Below are 15,550 nucleotides of genomic sequence, written 5' to 3'. Positions count from 1 at the left end.
CGCCGCTTCGTCGTGCTGTGCTGATCCTCGCGTGGTCCGCGTCCGCCTCAGGCGGACAGCCTCTTCAGCGTCCTCGATGTGACGGCGGCCCCCGCGAGCAGCGCCGCCATCAGGGTGCCGGTGATCGCGACGATGACGACACCCGAGTTCAGGTGCAGGCCCACGTCCGACGAGGTGGCCTCGGAGAGACCGGCCGCCATGCCGGCCAGCGGGGGCAGCGTCACCAGTACACCAAGGGCGGCGCCGATGACGATGACCAGGGCGGTCTCGCCGGCAGAGGTGAACAGGAGCTGGCGGACGGTGCCGCCGGCCGACTTCATCACCTCGAAGTCGCGGCGCCGGCCGTGGGCGGCCATGGCCATGGAGTTGGCGACGGCGATCACGCTGTAGCCGACGGCGATGACGATCAGCATCATGGCGAGCGACTCGGTGAGCTTGGCGTCGGTGTTGTAGTCGGCCAGGGCGTATGCGGCGGCGTCGTGCAGCGCGACTCCGGGGGCCGCGGCCGAGGCCTTGGCGTTGCCCGGGACGAAGATGTCGTCGGTGAGCGCGGCCGGGTCGTGGGCGCGGACCAGGTCTCGGGCGACCACGAAGTCACCACGGGCCGGGTCGTCGGGCAGTACCTGGGAGACGCGGAGGGTGACGGTGGCGCCGTCCGTGAACCGGACCGGGACCTTCTGGCCCTGCTTCAGCCCCAGGTCGCCGGCCGTCTTCTTGCCGAGGACCGCCTCGCCCTGCTTGTTCCACTTCGCGTCTCGGCTGCCCAGGACGTCCAGGACGGTGGACGCCCCGGGCCGCTCGCTGTTCTTGCCGTTCTTCGTCTCCACGAAGGCCCGGGTCGGCAGCGCCGCCTTCCCCACGGGGTTGTCGGCGACGACCTCGTCGGTGTTGCCGGGCGTGCCGTCCGGCGTGACGATCGTCTGGCCCGCGACCTTCAGCGCCTCACCGGCCGGGTAGGCGACCCGCATGGTCGACACCATGCCGCTGAGCAGTACCGCGAAGCCGACAGCGGCGATCACCGGGGCCACCAGCGAGGCGGCGCGGCGCGGGTTGGCGACCAGCTCGGCGCGGATGAGGACCGGGGCGGCCTTGCCGCCGCGCTGGAACGGTGCGGTCAGGAAGCGGCCGGCCGGGCCGATGAATGCCGGGGTGAGCAGGGCCGCCGCGACGATCAGCGTCATGGTGGCGAAGATCGCCATGTTGACGCGGTTGTCGGCGGTCGACGTGGCGGTGCCGATCGCGAGCAGGGCACCCAGGCCAAGGACGGAGAGACCGGCGATCCAACGACCGCGCCCCATGCCCTGGTTGGCCGAGCGGCTGTCGAGCAGCGCTTCGATGGGGGCGACCTCGGCGGCCTTGCGGCCCGCGCTCCAGGCGCCGATCACGCTGACGCCGATGCCGACCAGGGAGCCCGTGAGCAGCGGCCAGGCAGCGACGGTGATCTCCATGCCGGGCGGCGTCACGTCCAGGCCCTTGAGGATGGACAGCAGCAGCGGGGTGGCGGCCATGCCCGCCAGGCAGCCGGCGATCGAACCGGCGAGCCCGACCACGGCGGCCTCGCCGAGGATCATGTGGCGGATCTGCTGGGGCGAGGCGCCGATGGTGCGCAGCAGGCCGATCTCGCGGCGGCGCATCCCGGTGGACAGGACCAGCATGGAGGCGACTACGAAGACCGTGGTGAACAGCCCGAGGAGGGCCATGGCGCTGATGAGCTGGACGCCCAGGAAGCGCTTGTGCTCGATGTATTCGGGTTGCAGTTCGGACCGGCCGTCGCCGGAGACGACGCTGCCGTGGTCGCCGATGACCTTCTTCGCGCCGGAGACGATCACGCCGGTGTCGGCGCCCTTGTCGGGGATCAGGGCGATGGTGGCCACGCCCGGCTGGTGGCGGGCCGCGAACTGCTCGCTGAAGTAGTAGCCGGGGCCGTCCACCGTGCCGACGACCCGGAACTGCTCGCGGCCCTTGGTGATGTTGACGGTCAGCTCGCTGCCCACGGCGGCGCCGAGGTCACGGTCGACCACGACCTCGTTCGCGGTGGCGGGAGCGCGGCCGGAGACCAGCCGGTACGGCGCCATGCGCGCGCTGGCGAAGCCGTGCCCGGACTCGTCGGCGCCCTCGTCGGTGACGGGCGTGCCGTTCTTGATCGCCTGGGCGTAGAAGGAGCGGTCGACCACGGCATCGGCGACGCCGGGGATCTTCGTCAGGCCGGAGACGAGCGGCTCGGCCTCGGTCGGTGTTCTTCTGCGTGATCGCGGTGACATCGGCCGAGCCGTAGGCGAAGGTGGTGATCCCGGCGCCGGGGTCCAGAGCCACACCGGGACTCTGATCGTGGAGGCCGAGCGGGACCAGAAGTCGGCCTGAAGGCGGGGGCGAGAGTGCGAACAGCCTGTTCGTTCACCAAGCCTGCCTACGGCATGTCGTCCAGGTGCTGTCGGATGCTTTTCTCTTCCCCGGTTCGGTGCGAGTCCGGCTTCAGCGCACCTCCACCCAGGGCCCGTGACGCACGTCACGGGAACCCGTGAGACCGGTCGGACAGTACTCCACGTGACTCACTCAACCCATGCCCGTCTCCGCGAAGGTGACCCGGCCGCGCTCGCCGAGGCGTTCCGGGAGCACGCGGACGCCGTGTACCGCCATGCCCTGTGGTCCACGGGAAACTGGGCCACGGCCCAGGACGTCGTCTCCCTCACCTATCTGGAGGCGTGGCGCTCGCGCGAGCGGCTACGCCCGGAGGAGACCGGCAGTCTGCGCCCGTGGCTGCTGGGCATCGCCACCAATGTCCTGCGTAACACGGCCCGTTCGGCCCGGCGGCATCAGAGAGCCCTGGCCCGGATGCCGCGCGCGGACATCGTCGCGGACTTCGCCGAGGAGGTGACGGGGCGGCTGGCGGACGCCGAACGGCTGGCGGCGGCCAAGGCAGCGCTGGAGGGGCTGCGGCGCACCGAGCGCGAGGTGTTCACCCTGTGTGTCTGGGGCGGGCTGGACTACGCGTCCGCCGCCGAGGCCCTGGGCATACCCGTCGGCACCGTGCGCTCCCGGCTGTCCCGCGCCCGCGCCAAGCTGCGCGACTCCGCCGGGCGCCCGGCCGGCCGGCGCGACGGCACACAGGGCGCACCCGGTCGGGAACTTCCCCAAGGCAGCGGACAGATACAGCGCGTAAACAGTATTCCGGCTCGAACCACCCAGGAGAACCTCACATGAACGCCCTGTTCCGGAACCGTTCTGGCGCAACCACCCCGTCCTGGCGTCCGGCGGACCCAACCCACGAGGAAGAGAGCCAGGAGTGGCGGGAAGCCCGGGAGCGCACCGAGCTCGCCGCGCTGCGTGAGATGGTCCCGCCGCCCACCGCCCCCCGGCTTTCGCCCGCCCGTCACGCGGAGCTTGAAGCACACCTGATGAACGAGATCAACGACACGGCCGCCACGTCCGGCGCCGCAAAGTCCCGCTCCACCACCGGCCGCCCCTCGGTCTTCGGCCGGCTGACGCCCGGCCGGTCGATGTCCCTCGGGGCGGCGGCCGCCGTCGTCGCAGCGACCGTGGCGGGGTTCGCCGTCACCGGCAGCAGCGGTCAGACGGCCGTCGCCGCGCCCGCCCCGCTCACGGTGGAGAACTCCCGGGCCACCGTGGCGCTCGCCACCGTCGCGGAGCGGGCCGCCGCCCTCGCCGACTCCCCCGGCACCGCGCACCGCGGGACCCACCGCCAGGAGTGGGCACTGGGGATGTGGGACGACGGCAAGCACAAGCCGGAACAGATGCCGGTGACCGAGTCCCGCGACCGCTGGAACGCCGACGGCACCGGTGAGGCGCAAGACATCAAGGACGGCCGGATCGTCCACCGCACGCACTTGGCGGCAGGGTCATGGGAGAAGTTCGCCGACTTCCGGAGCACGCCCCCGACCACCGTCGGCGGCCTCGCCGACTACCTGGCGAAGGAGAACCCCGACACCCGCGCCAGCGCGTACTGGACGATGGACTCCGTGGAGGCGCTGCTCCGTGAGTGGACGCCCGGCCCCGCCCAGACGGCCGCGATCGACGGCCTGCTCGCCGAGCGGTCCGGCCTGCGTGCCCTCGGCCCGGTCAAGGACCGTGCGGGGCGCCAGGGCCAGGCGTACGGCGTGGACTTCAAGGGGACGGTGCGGTGGACGATCATCCTCGACGAGCACACCGGACGCATCCTGGGCACGGAGCTCTCCAGCATCAAGACCGACCCGAAGATGCAGCTCAAGCCCGGTGACGTCGAGCAGTACGACACCTACCTCGACTGACACCACCAGCACGCCCGGTCACAGCCAGGACCACGCCCCCGGGCCCCGCACGTCACACCGCGGAGCCCGGGGGCTTTCGCCGCCGGTCTCCGCGCGCTTTCCCGGCCCGTGGGCGGCCCCGCACCACGCCTTGGCGTGGGATCGTTGCCGACAACCGATACGGCCCGCTGATCTGGCCTCCGTAAGAGGTACGCCGCTGCGGCTTCACACGCACGGCTCGTCCGCTCCTACCTGGGTAGTTTGGTGACCATTTCCCTGGCCGCGTCCTTGGCCCACTTGCACACCGGGTCCTTGGACGTGGCTGAGTGCCCACGGGCCTCGGCTTCGGCCGTGGAGTGCTGTCCGAGGGGCACAATCACGTCGCAGAGGCCCGGACCGGTGGACCGCGTTTGCTTGGCCTGCCGGCCGTCAATGGTGACAGCGGTCTTCGGAGCACCGGCGCCGCCGACGATGACGTCTTTCCATGCCTTGGTGTCCCAGTAGTTGATGGTCACCGCGGGGCCGCTGGCCCCCTGGAACATGTAGTTGCATCCGCGCTCGCCGGTCTCCGGAATCGCGGGCACCGGCGAGTCCAGCTGGAACTTGCCCAGTTTCCCGCTCAACGCCTTGCACGGGTCCAGGCCCTTGGTGCCGGCCTGGGCCGCTTCGCGACCCTTGCCCTTGCCCCCGTTCGCCCCGCTCGCACCGCCTGCCCCGTTCCGGGCGGCACCCGGCGAGGCCTCGCCCGAGCCGCCGCCCGAGCCACTGGGGTTGGGCTTGTGCGGACTAGAAGCGTTGGTTCCGCAGCCGGACAGGCTCAGCGTCACCACCGCCGCTGCGAGCGCGCCGATCAGAAGATGAGTGGGGTTCCGCACGGTTACGCAGCCTTTCGTCAGCCTTTTCCCATCACGTACTCATGGGTTCCGTCATGGGCCGCGACCCTAGCAACGCCCCGTCTGCCACCCGGCCCTGAGGTCAGGCTCGCAAGCGTGCAGGCGTCACCTCCGGCACCAGCCCCCAGCTGTCGGCGCCCGCCCCTCCCCCACACCGGCCACCGCCACAACCGCTGACGAAGCACCAGCCGTTGGCCACTACGGCCCGTGCCCAACCTAAACTCTCCCCGCGCGCGGACGCAGCCGCCAGAAGGCCTCCCGGTCTCATGGTGCGGTGGCAGTAGCGGCACCCCTGTCGAGGATCTCGCCGGCTGTCTTCGTCCTTCGTCCGACCGGAACAATCGTGATCGGTCGTTCCGGTCGGCGAGCCAGGCCTGGGTGTCGCATTCCGAGGGCTTCGCGTTCGAGGGCTTGGACAAAGCGGTGGACGCCGCGCTTGAGTTTCGGCTGGATCAGCGGCCCCAACCTCTCCAGCACAGCGAGCCGGATATCTCCCAGGTCCGGGTGGGCCAGCAGATACCACACCGAAGCAGACCGGTTGCGGACTGCGCGTCGAACAGCTTGGAACCGGCGCCTATGGGGCCTATGGGGCCATTGAATGCGGGGGGGGTATAGATCCTGCCCATGCAGAGCGGTCCTCCGCGGCGGCTTGGACGGGGCGTCAACTTGAGTTGAGTTGGGCTCCCAACGGGTGACCGACCGTCACGTAGAGCGCTATTCCGGGCGTATGGCTGCAAAGCTTCAGTCGTTACGCCGCATTCGGAACTCTCCGTCTGCGAGATGCCCCCGGAAACCCAACCGGACCGCGTCCGCGTACCGAAGGAGAACTGATGTCCCTGCCTCGCGTCTTGTCCCGGACCCGATCGCGTGTTGTGGCCGTGTTGAGCGCCGCCGCAGTCGCGAGCGGGCTGGCGGTCGCCGTACCGGCGGGGCCGGCCTCCGCCGCGGGGGCGTTCGTGGTCAGCCAGGCGCAGTTCGATCAGCTGTTTCCTGGCAGGAACAGCTTCTACACCTACCAGGGCCTGGTCACCGCTCTTCGCACCTACCCGGGGTTCACCACCACCGGGAGCGATGCGGTGCGCAAGCGCGAGGCGGCGGCCTTCTTGGCCAACGTCAGCCACGAAACCGGCGGTCTGAGGTACGTCGTCGAGCAGAACAAGGCCAACTATCCCCACTACTGCGACCGGAGTCAGCCCTACGGCTGCCCCGCCGGCCAGAGCGCCTACTACGGGCGCGGCCCGCTCCAGCTGAGCTGGAACTTCAACTACAAGGCGGCCGGGGACGCCCTCCACATCGACCTGCTGCACAACCCGTACCAGGTGGAGCGGGACGCGGCCGTGTCCTGGGAGACCGGCCTGTGGTTCTGGAACAGCCAGAAGGGCGCCGGAACGACGACCCCGCACGACGCGGTGGTCAACGGACGGGGCTTCGGTGAGACGATCCGCAGCATCAACGGCGACCTGGAGTGCAACGGCAAAAACCCCGCCGAACGCAACGACCGGATCAACCTCTACAAGAAGTTCGTCGCCGTTCTCGGCACCGATCCGGGCGGCAACCTCTCCTGCTGACGTGAACAGGGTGGACGTTTTCACGGATCCCGAGCTGCTGGAACGGATCACCGCGCGGCGTGCGGAGCTGGACGAACGTGAGGAACTGCTCGCCAAGGAGTTGGCGGAGGTGCGGGCCGAGCGGGACGAGCTCGCCGTCGCGGAGCGGGTTCTTGAGTGGGTGAGCGAACAGCTTGCCGACGAACGCGCCTCGGCCGCGCCGGCGCCCGGGCAGGTGGGCGGACGAGCGGTGATGCTGGTCCCGCACCGAACGCCGGACGTGGAGGAGACCATGCTCCCGCCGGACTACCAGCGCATCCTTGCCACCGTGCGGCAGGCCGCCGGACCGGTCATGGCCCGGCAGGTCGGCGACGCCCTGGGAATCGATGTCAGTGCGCGGTCCAAGCTGGAGCCTCTGCGTGGGAAGCTGGTCAGACTGGTCGACCGCAGTTGACTGCGCAAACTGCCCGACGGCCGCTTCACCACCCGCCGGTGACCTGATCTGCCGCCCACGGCAGCGCGGCGCGGGCATAACGACCGCTCCCCCGGCGGCCGTTGGAATTGTGTGACGAAGCTAAAAAGCACGCCCGAGGACACCTGCCGTTTGTCTACCAGTGCCGTCTGCCACTGTCCATGCGGACCCTCAACCACCTCGCCGATCTGCTGCGGCGTCACCTGAAAGTAATCCGGTCCAGGTGGCGGATCCTGCCGCCCGGGAAGATCGCAGTGATCGTCCTGGCTGTGCTGCGCCACGACCAGCGCCTGGCCGACATGGCCGGCGGCAACAACGTGTCCGAGTCGACCGTCCGCCGCTGGCGCGACGAGCTGATTGCCCTGCTCGCCGCGCAGGCGCCGCGCCTGGACCGCGCCCTGAAGAAGGTCGCCCGGCAGGGCGGGGAGGTGGTCCTGATCGACGGCACCGTCATCGCCACCCAGCGCCGCACCGGGAATGCCGACCGGCGCAACTACTCCGGCAAACACCACCGGCACGGCCTGCGCTTCCTCGCCCTGACCGACGAGCGGGGCCGCCTGATCTGGATATCCGCCGCCCGGCCCGGCTGCACCCACGACAACACCGCCGCCCGCCGACCACCTCCTGGCCCACCTGCGCGCCGCCGGCCTCGGGGCCCTGGCGGACCTGGGCTTCCGCGGCCTGGACAACGGCGTACTCGACCCCGTGATCGTCACCGGCTTCCACGCCACCCGCACCCACAAGCTCACCCCCGGCCAGAAGACCGCCAACCGCGTCCTCGCCAACGGACGCGCACCGGTCGAGCACGGCTTCGCCCACCTCAAGAATTGGCGGATCCTCACCGAACTCCGCACCGAACCGGCCCGCGCCACTTGCCTCCTGCGCGCCCTGCTCGTCCTGACGAACCTCGAAGTCAACCGCTGAGGGATCCGCTCAGCAGGCAGTCGCCCACGGCGAATTGGAGTGTCCCGGTACCGGGCGTACTGGCCCATTGCCAGTGACCCATTGAGCCGGCCCCGTCCGGTCCCCTGGAACCGGTGTGCGTCAGGGCTGAATGGTTTCCAGGTCCGCGAGGAGGCTGGAGTGGGTCGGCTGCCACCCGAGGGCATCGCGGGTCTGGGCGCTGGACGCCGGCTGGTCCATGGCGAAGATCGGGCCGAACGGGCCGAAGTTCTCCTGCGGAACCTCCTCGACCGGCAGGCCCAGTCGCCGGCCGATGACTGTGGCGATGTCCCGCACCGCGTCGCCCTCGTCGCCGACGGCGTGCCAGGCCGTCCCGGCCGGTGCGGACTCAAGGGCCAGCCGGAACAGGACGGCTGCGTCGAGCGCGTGCACGGCCGGCCAGCGCTGGGTGCCGTCGCCCGGGTAGCCGGCCACCCCGGTGCGGCGCGCTTGATCGGTCAACAGGCCGGCGAATCCGCCCTGGCCCTCGTTGTGGACCGTGCGCGGCATGCGGACAGCCGCGCTGCGCACACCGCGCGAGGCAAGGTCCAGCAGTGCATTGACCGAACGGCCCCGACCGCCCACCGGTCCGTCGGTCGGCAGCGGATCGGCCTCGGTGGAGGCGCGTCCCGGCACCCAGGGCGTCCCGGAGACCGTGACGATCGGGCGGTCGCTTCCGATGAGTTCCTGCCCCAGCGTGGCGAGAGCGGCGCTCTCCTCGGCGATGGCCTGCGCGAGAGCGTCCGGACTGCTGTAGTCGCGTCCGAACGCCAGACTGATCACGCCGTCGCACTGCGCTGCGCCGGACCGCAGGACGTCGAGGTCCGCCAGGTCTCCTCGCAGCACCTTGGCGCCAGCACTTTCAAGGGCCTGCGCGGAGCCGTCCGAGCGAGCCAGTGCGAGAACGGTGTGGCCGTTGCCGAGGAGTTCGGCGACGACGGCGGAGCCGATGGTGCCGGTACCGCCGGTGACGAAGACATGCATGAGCTCTCCCTGAAAGTGATGGGACTGTTGTCCCATCACTGACCCTACACGGTGACGGGACAGGTGTCCCATCACCTCTCCTGGTCGCATGGCTAGATGGCAAGCGGGGGCGACCAGCGACTCGTCGTTACGGCCGTCGACCTGTTCACCGAGCAGGGGTACGACGCCACCACGGTGACGCAGATCGCCGAGCGCGCCGGAGTCACCAAGAGCACCTTCTTCCGGCACTTCTCCGACAAGCGCGAGCTACTGGTCGCCGGCCAGGAGACGCTCAGCAGGCTGCTCGCCGATGGCATTACCGAGGCCCCTGCGAGCGTCAGCCCGCTCCAGGCGGTAGCAGCCGGTTCGAGCGCGTATCGAGCGCCATGGGACCAGCGAACCGCGAACTCGGCCCCCGCCTCACAGCAGCCGTGGCAGCCAGCACCGAATACAAGAGCGCGACGCCCTCAAGAGCGTCGGTCTCGCGGCCGCCATGACAGCCGCGCTCATCGCCCGTGGCGTCCCCGACCCGACCGCGCACCTCGCGGGCGAGCTGGGAGTCCTCGCGTTCAAGCGGGGATACGCCCAGTGGTCTGAAAGTGATCGTGATGACACAGAAGGGCTCGCGCCACATGCATTGGCAACCCTGGAAGACCTGCGTGCGGCAACGGCATCGCTGGGCTGATCCATGCCGCTCGGCTGTCGGCGCCATGGGCGCTGCGGCGCCCGTCGACTGCCTCCGAGACGCCCAGCCCTTCCTGACAGACCTCCAAGCCAATCGCTGACAGATGACCTACTGCGCAGACAGTCACCCAGGACCAGCGTGAGCACCCCGAGAGCCGGTCACGCCAGCCCTTTGACCTGTGACTTCAAGTTGGCGGAGGCTCACTGGATGCACCTCAACACCAAATCGAGACGGACCGGCTGGACCCCGGACAGCTCGCCGCACCAGCTGAACTGGGCGTAGCACCGCCTCGGGCTGGTCGTTGAGCTGGCCGGTCAGCGAAGTGTACGAAGGCCCCCGGTCTCGGAGGCCTTTCTCTTATTCCGGCTCAACGGGTGAGGTGGGCGCGCTGCATCAGAAGCTGGAGCGTTCGTACGGATCTGGTAGCGGCGGTGAAGTCTGGCCGGTTGTCGGCCGCAGCCAGATCGGCTGGCCGTTTGTTTCGATGCCGGCGGCGTCCGGGCGGCAGTTTGGTCATCGCTCGGCGCGGAGCTCCACGAGCTGGAGGCCGGCCGTCCGGGCAGACGGGCCGGCCCGCACCGCTCACCTCTCCGGTACGGAAAGCCACTGGCCAGCACACGGTGTCATCTCTAGGCTGAGCACATGGCCCATGCGAAGACCTCGTACGTCTGCCTCTCATGCCGGGTCTCGTACAAGCAGCCCTACGACCGTACGAGGCAGCGGACCTGTCCACGCTGTGCGGCACCGATGATTCATGCAGGATCGGCGTTCGCCACGCCCCGGCGGCGGGACCTCGCAGCATGGCGGACTCTCACCGTGCTGCTGAATGCTGGCGTGGGCTTCCACAAGAGCTGTTGTGGCGGACCTGGCTACCGGCCCCGGACTCTCCGGGAGATACGCGAGCGGATGACACATGCCCGGCGCAGTGGCGAACCAGTCGCCGAGGCGCTCGGACGACGCAACGTGCCCTGACCGTGGCCCCGAACGTTCAGCCGGCAGATGAAGTGCTCATTCACATCCGGGGCCCGCAGGTTGTTCGGGGGCGGTCTCTACAGCTCGAACTCAAGGTCCAGCACGTCGTTGATCTGTACTTCATCCAGGGAGCCTGCGCGGCGGCCGCCGTCTGGAAGTACACCTCCTTGAGTGCTTCGGCGGTGAGTTCGCGCAGCCGGTCATCGCCTCGCCCCGCTGCTGGGCGTCGAAGAGGCGAGCCGCGTGCTGGGGCGGGAGGACGACGGTGAGATGCCGGATACGGTCCAGTCACCTCTCTTTCGGTGATCCGGTTACTGCCGCGCGAAAGCCGCCCAACTCCGCTCAGCGACACGATCACCCACCACAAGCGATCGCCAAGACCCCACACATCCACCGCCCCGGCCGACAAACCCGGAAACCACCAGGGGCCGCAGCCTGACCACTGGCTGTCCCTCAGAGGAGCCGCAGCAGTACAGCTGTGGTCCCCAGGGTCGGCACCACGACCGGCACAGAGCCGTCGGGATCAGGCTCCAGTCGCGCACCCGTGGCTCCCAGATAGTCGGCGGCTTCTGCCTCCGCCACCGGGAATCCCGGCGTGATCCGGCAGGTGACCGGCTCCTGCGCGTACGACTGGAGTCTGGCCAGCACCCGCCCCTGAGCGGGCACGGTGAGACCCACGATCCTGATCCGTGGATCGCTGACGGCCAGCAGTCCGTACGAGGTCCTCGGCTCCTCGATCGCCTCGCCCTTCGCGCGCACCGCCAGCAGGGGGCGGCTGCCGGCGGACGCCGTTCGCATGCCCAGTTCGGGGCCCGCGCAGTCGGTGGAGGATGCCACGCCCACGCTGTACCGGAAGACATGGTCGAAGGCCTGCTCCGAAGGGAAGTTGGTGTCCCAGATGTTGTTGTGCACCCAGGAGAAGAGAGTGCCGGGCTCCTCCTGAGCGAGTGACTGCGGGTAGGGAACGTAGGGAATCGCGATTCCGCCGATCTGCACCAGCGGGGCGTCCTGGGTGGCCACGGCTGCGACCGTCGTCCCCTCCTGGAAGCTGACCCAGCGCCGCACCGCGCGCATGTGCCGCGCCGATCCCGGCACTGTCGGAAGGCCGGTGCCCGTCATGCCCCCGGTGGCCTCCATCCGGACGACAGGGGCCTCCATGGCGAAGGGGAACGCGAAGAACGCGCTTTCCTTGGTCAGGGTCGCGCTCTTGGCGATCCGGTTCTCCAGATCGATGCGGGCCTCGCCACGCGGAAGATGGACCCGGACACGCAGGCGCTCGGTGCCGGCCGGTGCGCACTCGTAGACGAGTGTCTGACCGGTCGCGTCGGAGAAGCGGTCCACCAGCGCAGCCGGCGGGGCCGTGGTGCGCGACGCGAGCAGATGCATGGAGTCCGTGGCCGTGGTCTTGCTCGACTGGTGGTTGAAGCCGCCGGCCGTGGCGTACTCGTCGTACACATAGCCGTTCAGGCCGACCGTCGCGTCCTGGCGGACCAGTTCCCGGCCCGTCCGTTTGTCGGTGACTGATCCGATCCAGGCCGAGCGCAGATCAACGCGCACCCGCAGGAACTCGTTCTCCAGGACGGTGGAGTCTCCGGCGTCCGCTGCGGCCGGAGGAGCCGTATCGGCGGGTACGACGTCCACCCGCACCGCACCGTGCGCGGGCACGTCCCCGAGCCGGAAGAGCAGGAAGCGGCCTGCGGCCCGGTGCAGTTCGTTGGTCTGGGCCTCCTCGGTGTGCTCCAGCGGTGAGCCGTCTCGCGTGTCGAGCAGGTGGACACAGTCCTCCAGCGGGACTGTGCTCTCCGGAAGGAACAGCCGGACCGTCTCGGAGCGCTGCCAGCTGCAGGTGTTGGTGACGTAGTAGCCGGCGAGAGTGCCCTGGCGGGGCGAGAGCCGGGTGCCGAGCGCGGCGCCTGCGCCGTCGAGGAGAGTCCTCGCGTCGTCGTGGGCCCGCAGCGCCTGGGCGTACTTCCAGTGCCACTGCCGCTCGCCGGAGGCATGGCCGTGATCGCCGTGCGTCCACGGGTCGCCGCCTCCCCAGGTGTGCTCGTTGAACAACGAAGCGGCCCGGTAGACCGCGGGCGCGGACGCGGTGATCTCCGCGCCGCCGTGGGCTCCGAGGATCTCCGCGTACCCGGCCACCGTTTGGGCGTCGGCCAGTGCCGCCTGACCGTCGCGGGTGGCGGCCAGCGGGACGGCGCCCGCCCCGACGCCGTCCACCCACCAGTCGCTCCAATCGCCCTCGAAGGTCTCCAAGCGGTCGCCGAGGCGCGCCTCGGCGTCGAGGAAGAAGTCCTCGTTGCGTGAGGTGCGCAGGACGGGGAAGGCCCACTCTTCGTTCCACCGGCGCACGGTGTCGGCGATGATGCGGCGCGGCGGACCGTTGTCCGCGAACTTGCCCAGCACGCGCAGATGCAGGATGTCCCAGGGATAGGGGTCGCCCTTGAACTCCTCGTCCAGTACGGGGAACCCGGGGATGCCGCGCCCTTCGTGCGGGTACTGGTGGGTGGCCAGCGCCGAGAGATAGTTCGGCAGGAGGTCGTCGACGCGGGCGAAGGACTCGTCGAAGCCGAGGATCGAGCCCTCCATGTACGCGAGCCCGTGTGGGGTGTCGGTGCGCCACACCAGCACGCTGCGCCCGCTGGGTGCCTTCCAGCGGAACAGCCGGGGCAGTTGCCCGCCGCCGACGTGGTGCGGCACGGCGCGTCCGGCCCAGTTGTGGGCGACCGAGAGATAGCGGATGCCACTGTCGGCGAGGACGTCGGGCAGCCCCACTACCTGCCCGGGGACATCCGTCTGCATCGCCGTGGTGATGTCGATGCCGTGCTGGTCACGCAGCTCCCGTACCGGGCGGAGCAGTTCGTGGAGTTCATCGGTGGAGCATGTCTCGGTGTGCAGGTTGAACGGCATCGCGGCGAGCTCTATGCGGCCCTCGCGGACCCGCTCCAGGAACTCCGCGACCTGTTCCGCCGGACGGTTGGCCGACCAGTTCTCGTAGCTGAAGAACCCTTCGACGGCCCAGCGGAACCTGGACTCCTGGGGCCAGTCGTCCGTTGTACGGCACAGCTCCAGGAGCGAGTCGAGGTATTTGCGTCCCTCGGCGAGGACCGTGCCCTGCGGGTCGGTGTAGCCGATGTCGAGATGGGCGTGCTGGACCAGATGCAGGGTCCAGTGACGCTGCGGAGTGAGTTGTACTTCGACGCTCTCGCCCTCGGCCAGCTCGGGCAGTTCGATGAGGATCCGGACCGGGGAATCCACCTCGGGGACCAGGAGTCGGGTGGTGCCGTCGGGCCCGGGGACCAGGTCGCAGCGCAGGGCGCTTCCGGACACGGTGGTGACGCGGGCGACGGTGACGGGGCGGTCGGTCCGTACCCGTACGGACTGGAGCAGACCGCCGTCACCGTCGTGGCGCAGCAGCGGCTCGCAGGAGAGCCGGACGGGGCGTCCGCCGAGGACTCCGGTGGAGCTGACACCGCGGTCGCGCAGGATGTCGCGGGCTATGTCGGAGTCCCACCAGGAGGGGCGGGACAGATCTGGGCGGGGCATGGAGAGGGTTCTCCGCTCTGGCGTGGTGCCGGTCTGGTGCGTACAGCGGTCGGTGGTGACGTGCGGGTGTGCGGACGGCAGGAGGTGAAGAGGTCAGGAGCGATGGGTGGCGAGGCCGGCGAAGATCTGGACCATCGCGGACTGTTCGAGGGTTTCGGCGGGCGCGGTGGCGTCGTAGTCGCCGCCGCCCGAGGGCTGGAACCGGAAGAGCCCGGTCGAGGGGTCCCGGTTCTCCTTCCAGGTCTGCTCCGCGTAGGCGCTCTCCACCTGGCGGTAGGCCGGGTCGGGCCGTACGGCGTTCAGGATCCGCAGGTTGTCGAAGTAGATGGCGTTGAAGATCGCGGGCTGGTCATGCAGCCGGTCGCCCTGCTTCCAGTACGCGAGCGAGGCGTCGGCGTCCTGGACAGCTCGCTTGAGGTAGGAGCGGTCGCCGGTGGCCCGGTAGAGCGTGGTGGCAGTGCCGACCATGGCTCCGGAGTTGTACGTCCAGAGCGTGGTGTTGACGGTCCCGTCGTCGCCACGGCTGTTGTGGTAGAGCCCCGGAGCCTGGCGCAGACAGGACCAGTTCCACTCGTACCACTTCTTCGCGCTCGCCAGATAGCGGTCACCGGATGTCGCCTGGTAGAGCCGCGCGGCCAGTTCGGCGGCGAGCCCGGTGACGTTGGCGGCGCGCATGGTGTTGCTGGTGGAGTCGACCCAGTCCATGCCTCCTGGACAGGCCTTGGCCGGGTCGTCGTCCCAGCCACGGCTGACGATGTCGAAGCTCTGCTCCGCCCGGCCGAGGTATGTGGCATCCCCGGTGGCGCGGTACTGGTCCAGGAGGGAGAGTCCGACCACCGAGTTGTCGTCGTAGAAGACGTCCCCGCCCTGGCCGAGGGGTGCGGGGAGGTAGGAGTCGTAACCGGGGCGTCCGTCGCGGGGGTCGAAGTAGAGCTCAAGAGTGCGGAAGCGTTCGGTTGCGTCCGCCGTGTAGGACGTTCCGGACGTGGGGAGACCCGCCATGTCCACGGTGGCCGCCGTGGCTTCGCGCAGGGGCCACAGGTAGGAGTGGGCGTTGTCGGTGCTCTGCCGCGGGGTCTCCTCCTGGTAGAGCCCGTGATGGTCCGCTCCCTGGTAGAGGTTCTTCTGGAGTGCGTCGTACGCGTCTTCGGCGCGGCCGGTCCACGGGTTCGCCGCCGGCCCCGCGTTGGCGAAGGCCGGCGCGGTGCACAGTGCGGCGGAGAGCAGTGGGACGACGGCGAGGGTGAGAGCGGCGCGGGCAGAGATCTTCACCGGAGTGTGCCTTT

Annotated in this window: 11 protein-coding genes and 3 pseudogenes; 8 read left to right on the top strand and 6 right to left on the bottom strand. The window is 69.7% G+C overall.

The genetic code is table 11. The features are described from left to right. Positions 1 to 47 precede the first annotated feature (47 nt). A complete protein-coding gene (locus OG385_RS35960) occupies positions 48 to 2,261 on the bottom strand; it encodes an ABC transporter permease (protein WP_266862245.1) in 2,214 nt (737 codons plus the stop codon). A 283-nt stretch (positions 2,262 to 2,544) separates the two neighbouring features. Between OG385_RS35960 and OG385_RS35955 the strand changes: the two genes are divergently transcribed. Together OG385_RS35955 and OG385_RS35950 are read left to right on the top strand one after the other, a co-directional pair. Continuing rightward, positions 2,545 to 3,201, top strand: a complete 657-nt coding sequence (locus OG385_RS35955; RefSeq protein WP_266862243.1) for an RNA polymerase sigma factor — start codon at positions 2,545 to 2,547, stop codon at positions 3,199 to 3,201. After that, positions 3,198 to 4,265 carry a CU044_5270 family protein gene (locus tag OG385_RS35950; protein WP_266862241.1) on the top strand — a complete coding sequence of 356 codons (1,068 nt, stop codon included), beginning with the start codon at positions 3,198 to 3,200 and terminating at the stop codon, positions 4,263 to 4,265. Before OG385_RS35955 ends, OG385_RS35950 begins: the two co-directional genes overlap by 4 nt. Positions 4,266 to 4,492: 227 nt before the next feature. Here the strand turns inward: OG385_RS35950 and OG385_RS35945 are convergent, their stop codons facing one another. Further along, positions 4,493 to 5,119, bottom strand: a complete 627-nt coding sequence (locus tag OG385_RS35945) for a hypothetical protein (RefSeq protein WP_266862239.1) — start codon at positions 5,117 to 5,119, stop codon at positions 4,493 to 4,495. 848 nt (positions 5,120 to 5,967) lie between these two features. Between OG385_RS35945 and OG385_RS35940 the strand changes: the two genes are divergently transcribed. The 4 genes and pseudogenes from OG385_RS35940 to OG385_RS35925 all read left to right on the top strand — a co-directional run bounded on the left by OG385_RS35940 (position 5,968) and on the right by OG385_RS35925 (position 8,080). Beyond that, positions 5,968 to 6,705: a chitinase gene (locus OG385_RS35940; RefSeq protein WP_266862237.1), complete on the top strand. Its 738-nt coding sequence runs from the start codon at positions 5,968 to 5,970 to the stop codon at positions 6,703 to 6,705. 10 nt (positions 6,706 to 6,715) lie between these two features. Beyond that, positions 6,716 to 7,138: a hypothetical protein gene (locus OG385_RS35935; protein ID WP_266862235.1), complete on the top strand. Its 423-nt coding sequence runs from the start codon at positions 6,716 to 6,718 to the stop codon at positions 7,136 to 7,138. Between the two features lie 179 nt (positions 7,139 to 7,317). Continuing rightward, positions 7,318 to 7,713: pseudogene (locus OG385_RS37425) on the top strand (IS5/IS1182 family transposase); the annotation flags it as partial. A gap of 67 nt (positions 7,714 to 7,780) precedes the next feature. Further along, positions 7,781 to 8,080 (top strand): transposase family protein, encoded by a 300-nt coding sequence (locus OG385_RS35925; protein WP_323183986.1) that lies wholly within the window; start codon positions 7,781 to 7,783, stop codon positions 8,078 to 8,080. Positions 8,081 to 8,200: 120 nt separating this feature from the next. On the opposite strand, the gene OG385_RS35920 is transcribed toward OG385_RS35925, so the two are convergent. Beyond that, on the bottom strand, positions 8,201 to 9,082 hold the full coding sequence (locus OG385_RS35920) for an SDR family oxidoreductase (RefSeq protein ID WP_266862232.1): 882 nt from the start codon (positions 9,080 to 9,082) through the stop codon (positions 8,201 to 8,203). Positions 9,083 to 9,170: 88 nt separating this feature from the next. Between OG385_RS35920 and OG385_RS35915 the strand changes: the two are divergent. Together OG385_RS35915 and OG385_RS35910 are read left to right on the top strand one after the other, a co-directional pair. Continuing rightward, positions 9,171 to 9,746 (top strand): annotated as a pseudogene (locus OG385_RS35915) (TetR/AcrR family transcriptional regulator). A 642-nt stretch (positions 9,747 to 10,388) separates the two neighbouring features. Continuing rightward, positions 10,389 to 10,718 (top strand): deoxyxylulose-5-phosphate synthase, encoded by a 330-nt coding sequence (locus tag OG385_RS35910; RefSeq protein ID WP_266862231.1) that lies wholly within the window; start codon positions 10,389 to 10,391, stop codon positions 10,716 to 10,718. Positions 10,719 to 10,795: 77 nt separating this feature from the next. Here OG385_RS35910 and OG385_RS35905 read toward each other — a convergent pair. From OG385_RS35905 to OG385_RS35895, 3 genes and pseudogenes are all read right to left on the bottom strand, one after another. Continuing rightward, a pseudogene (locus OG385_RS35905) lies at positions 10,796 to 11,003 on the bottom strand (XRE family transcriptional regulator); the annotation flags it as partial. A gap of 168 nt (positions 11,004 to 11,171) precedes the next feature. After that, positions 11,172 to 14,264, bottom strand: a complete 3,093-nt coding sequence (locus OG385_RS35900; protein WP_266862229.1) for a glycoside hydrolase family 38 C-terminal domain-containing protein — start codon at positions 14,262 to 14,264, stop codon at positions 11,172 to 11,174. A 93-nt stretch (positions 14,265 to 14,357) separates the two neighbouring features. Next, positions 14,358 to 15,536 (bottom strand): glycoside hydrolase family 76 protein, encoded by a 1,179-nt coding sequence (locus OG385_RS35895; protein WP_266862227.1) that lies wholly within the window; start codon positions 15,534 to 15,536, stop codon positions 14,358 to 14,360. Between the last annotated feature and the right edge of the window lie 14 nt (positions 15,537 to 15,550).

Origin of the sequence: Streptomyces sp. NBC_01306, from assembly GCF_026340465.1 — a bacterium.
Classification (GTDB): domain Bacteria; phylum Actinomycetota; class Actinomycetes; order Streptomycetales; family Streptomycetaceae; genus Streptomyces.
This window is presented reverse-complemented; position numbering and strand designations above follow the sequence as displayed.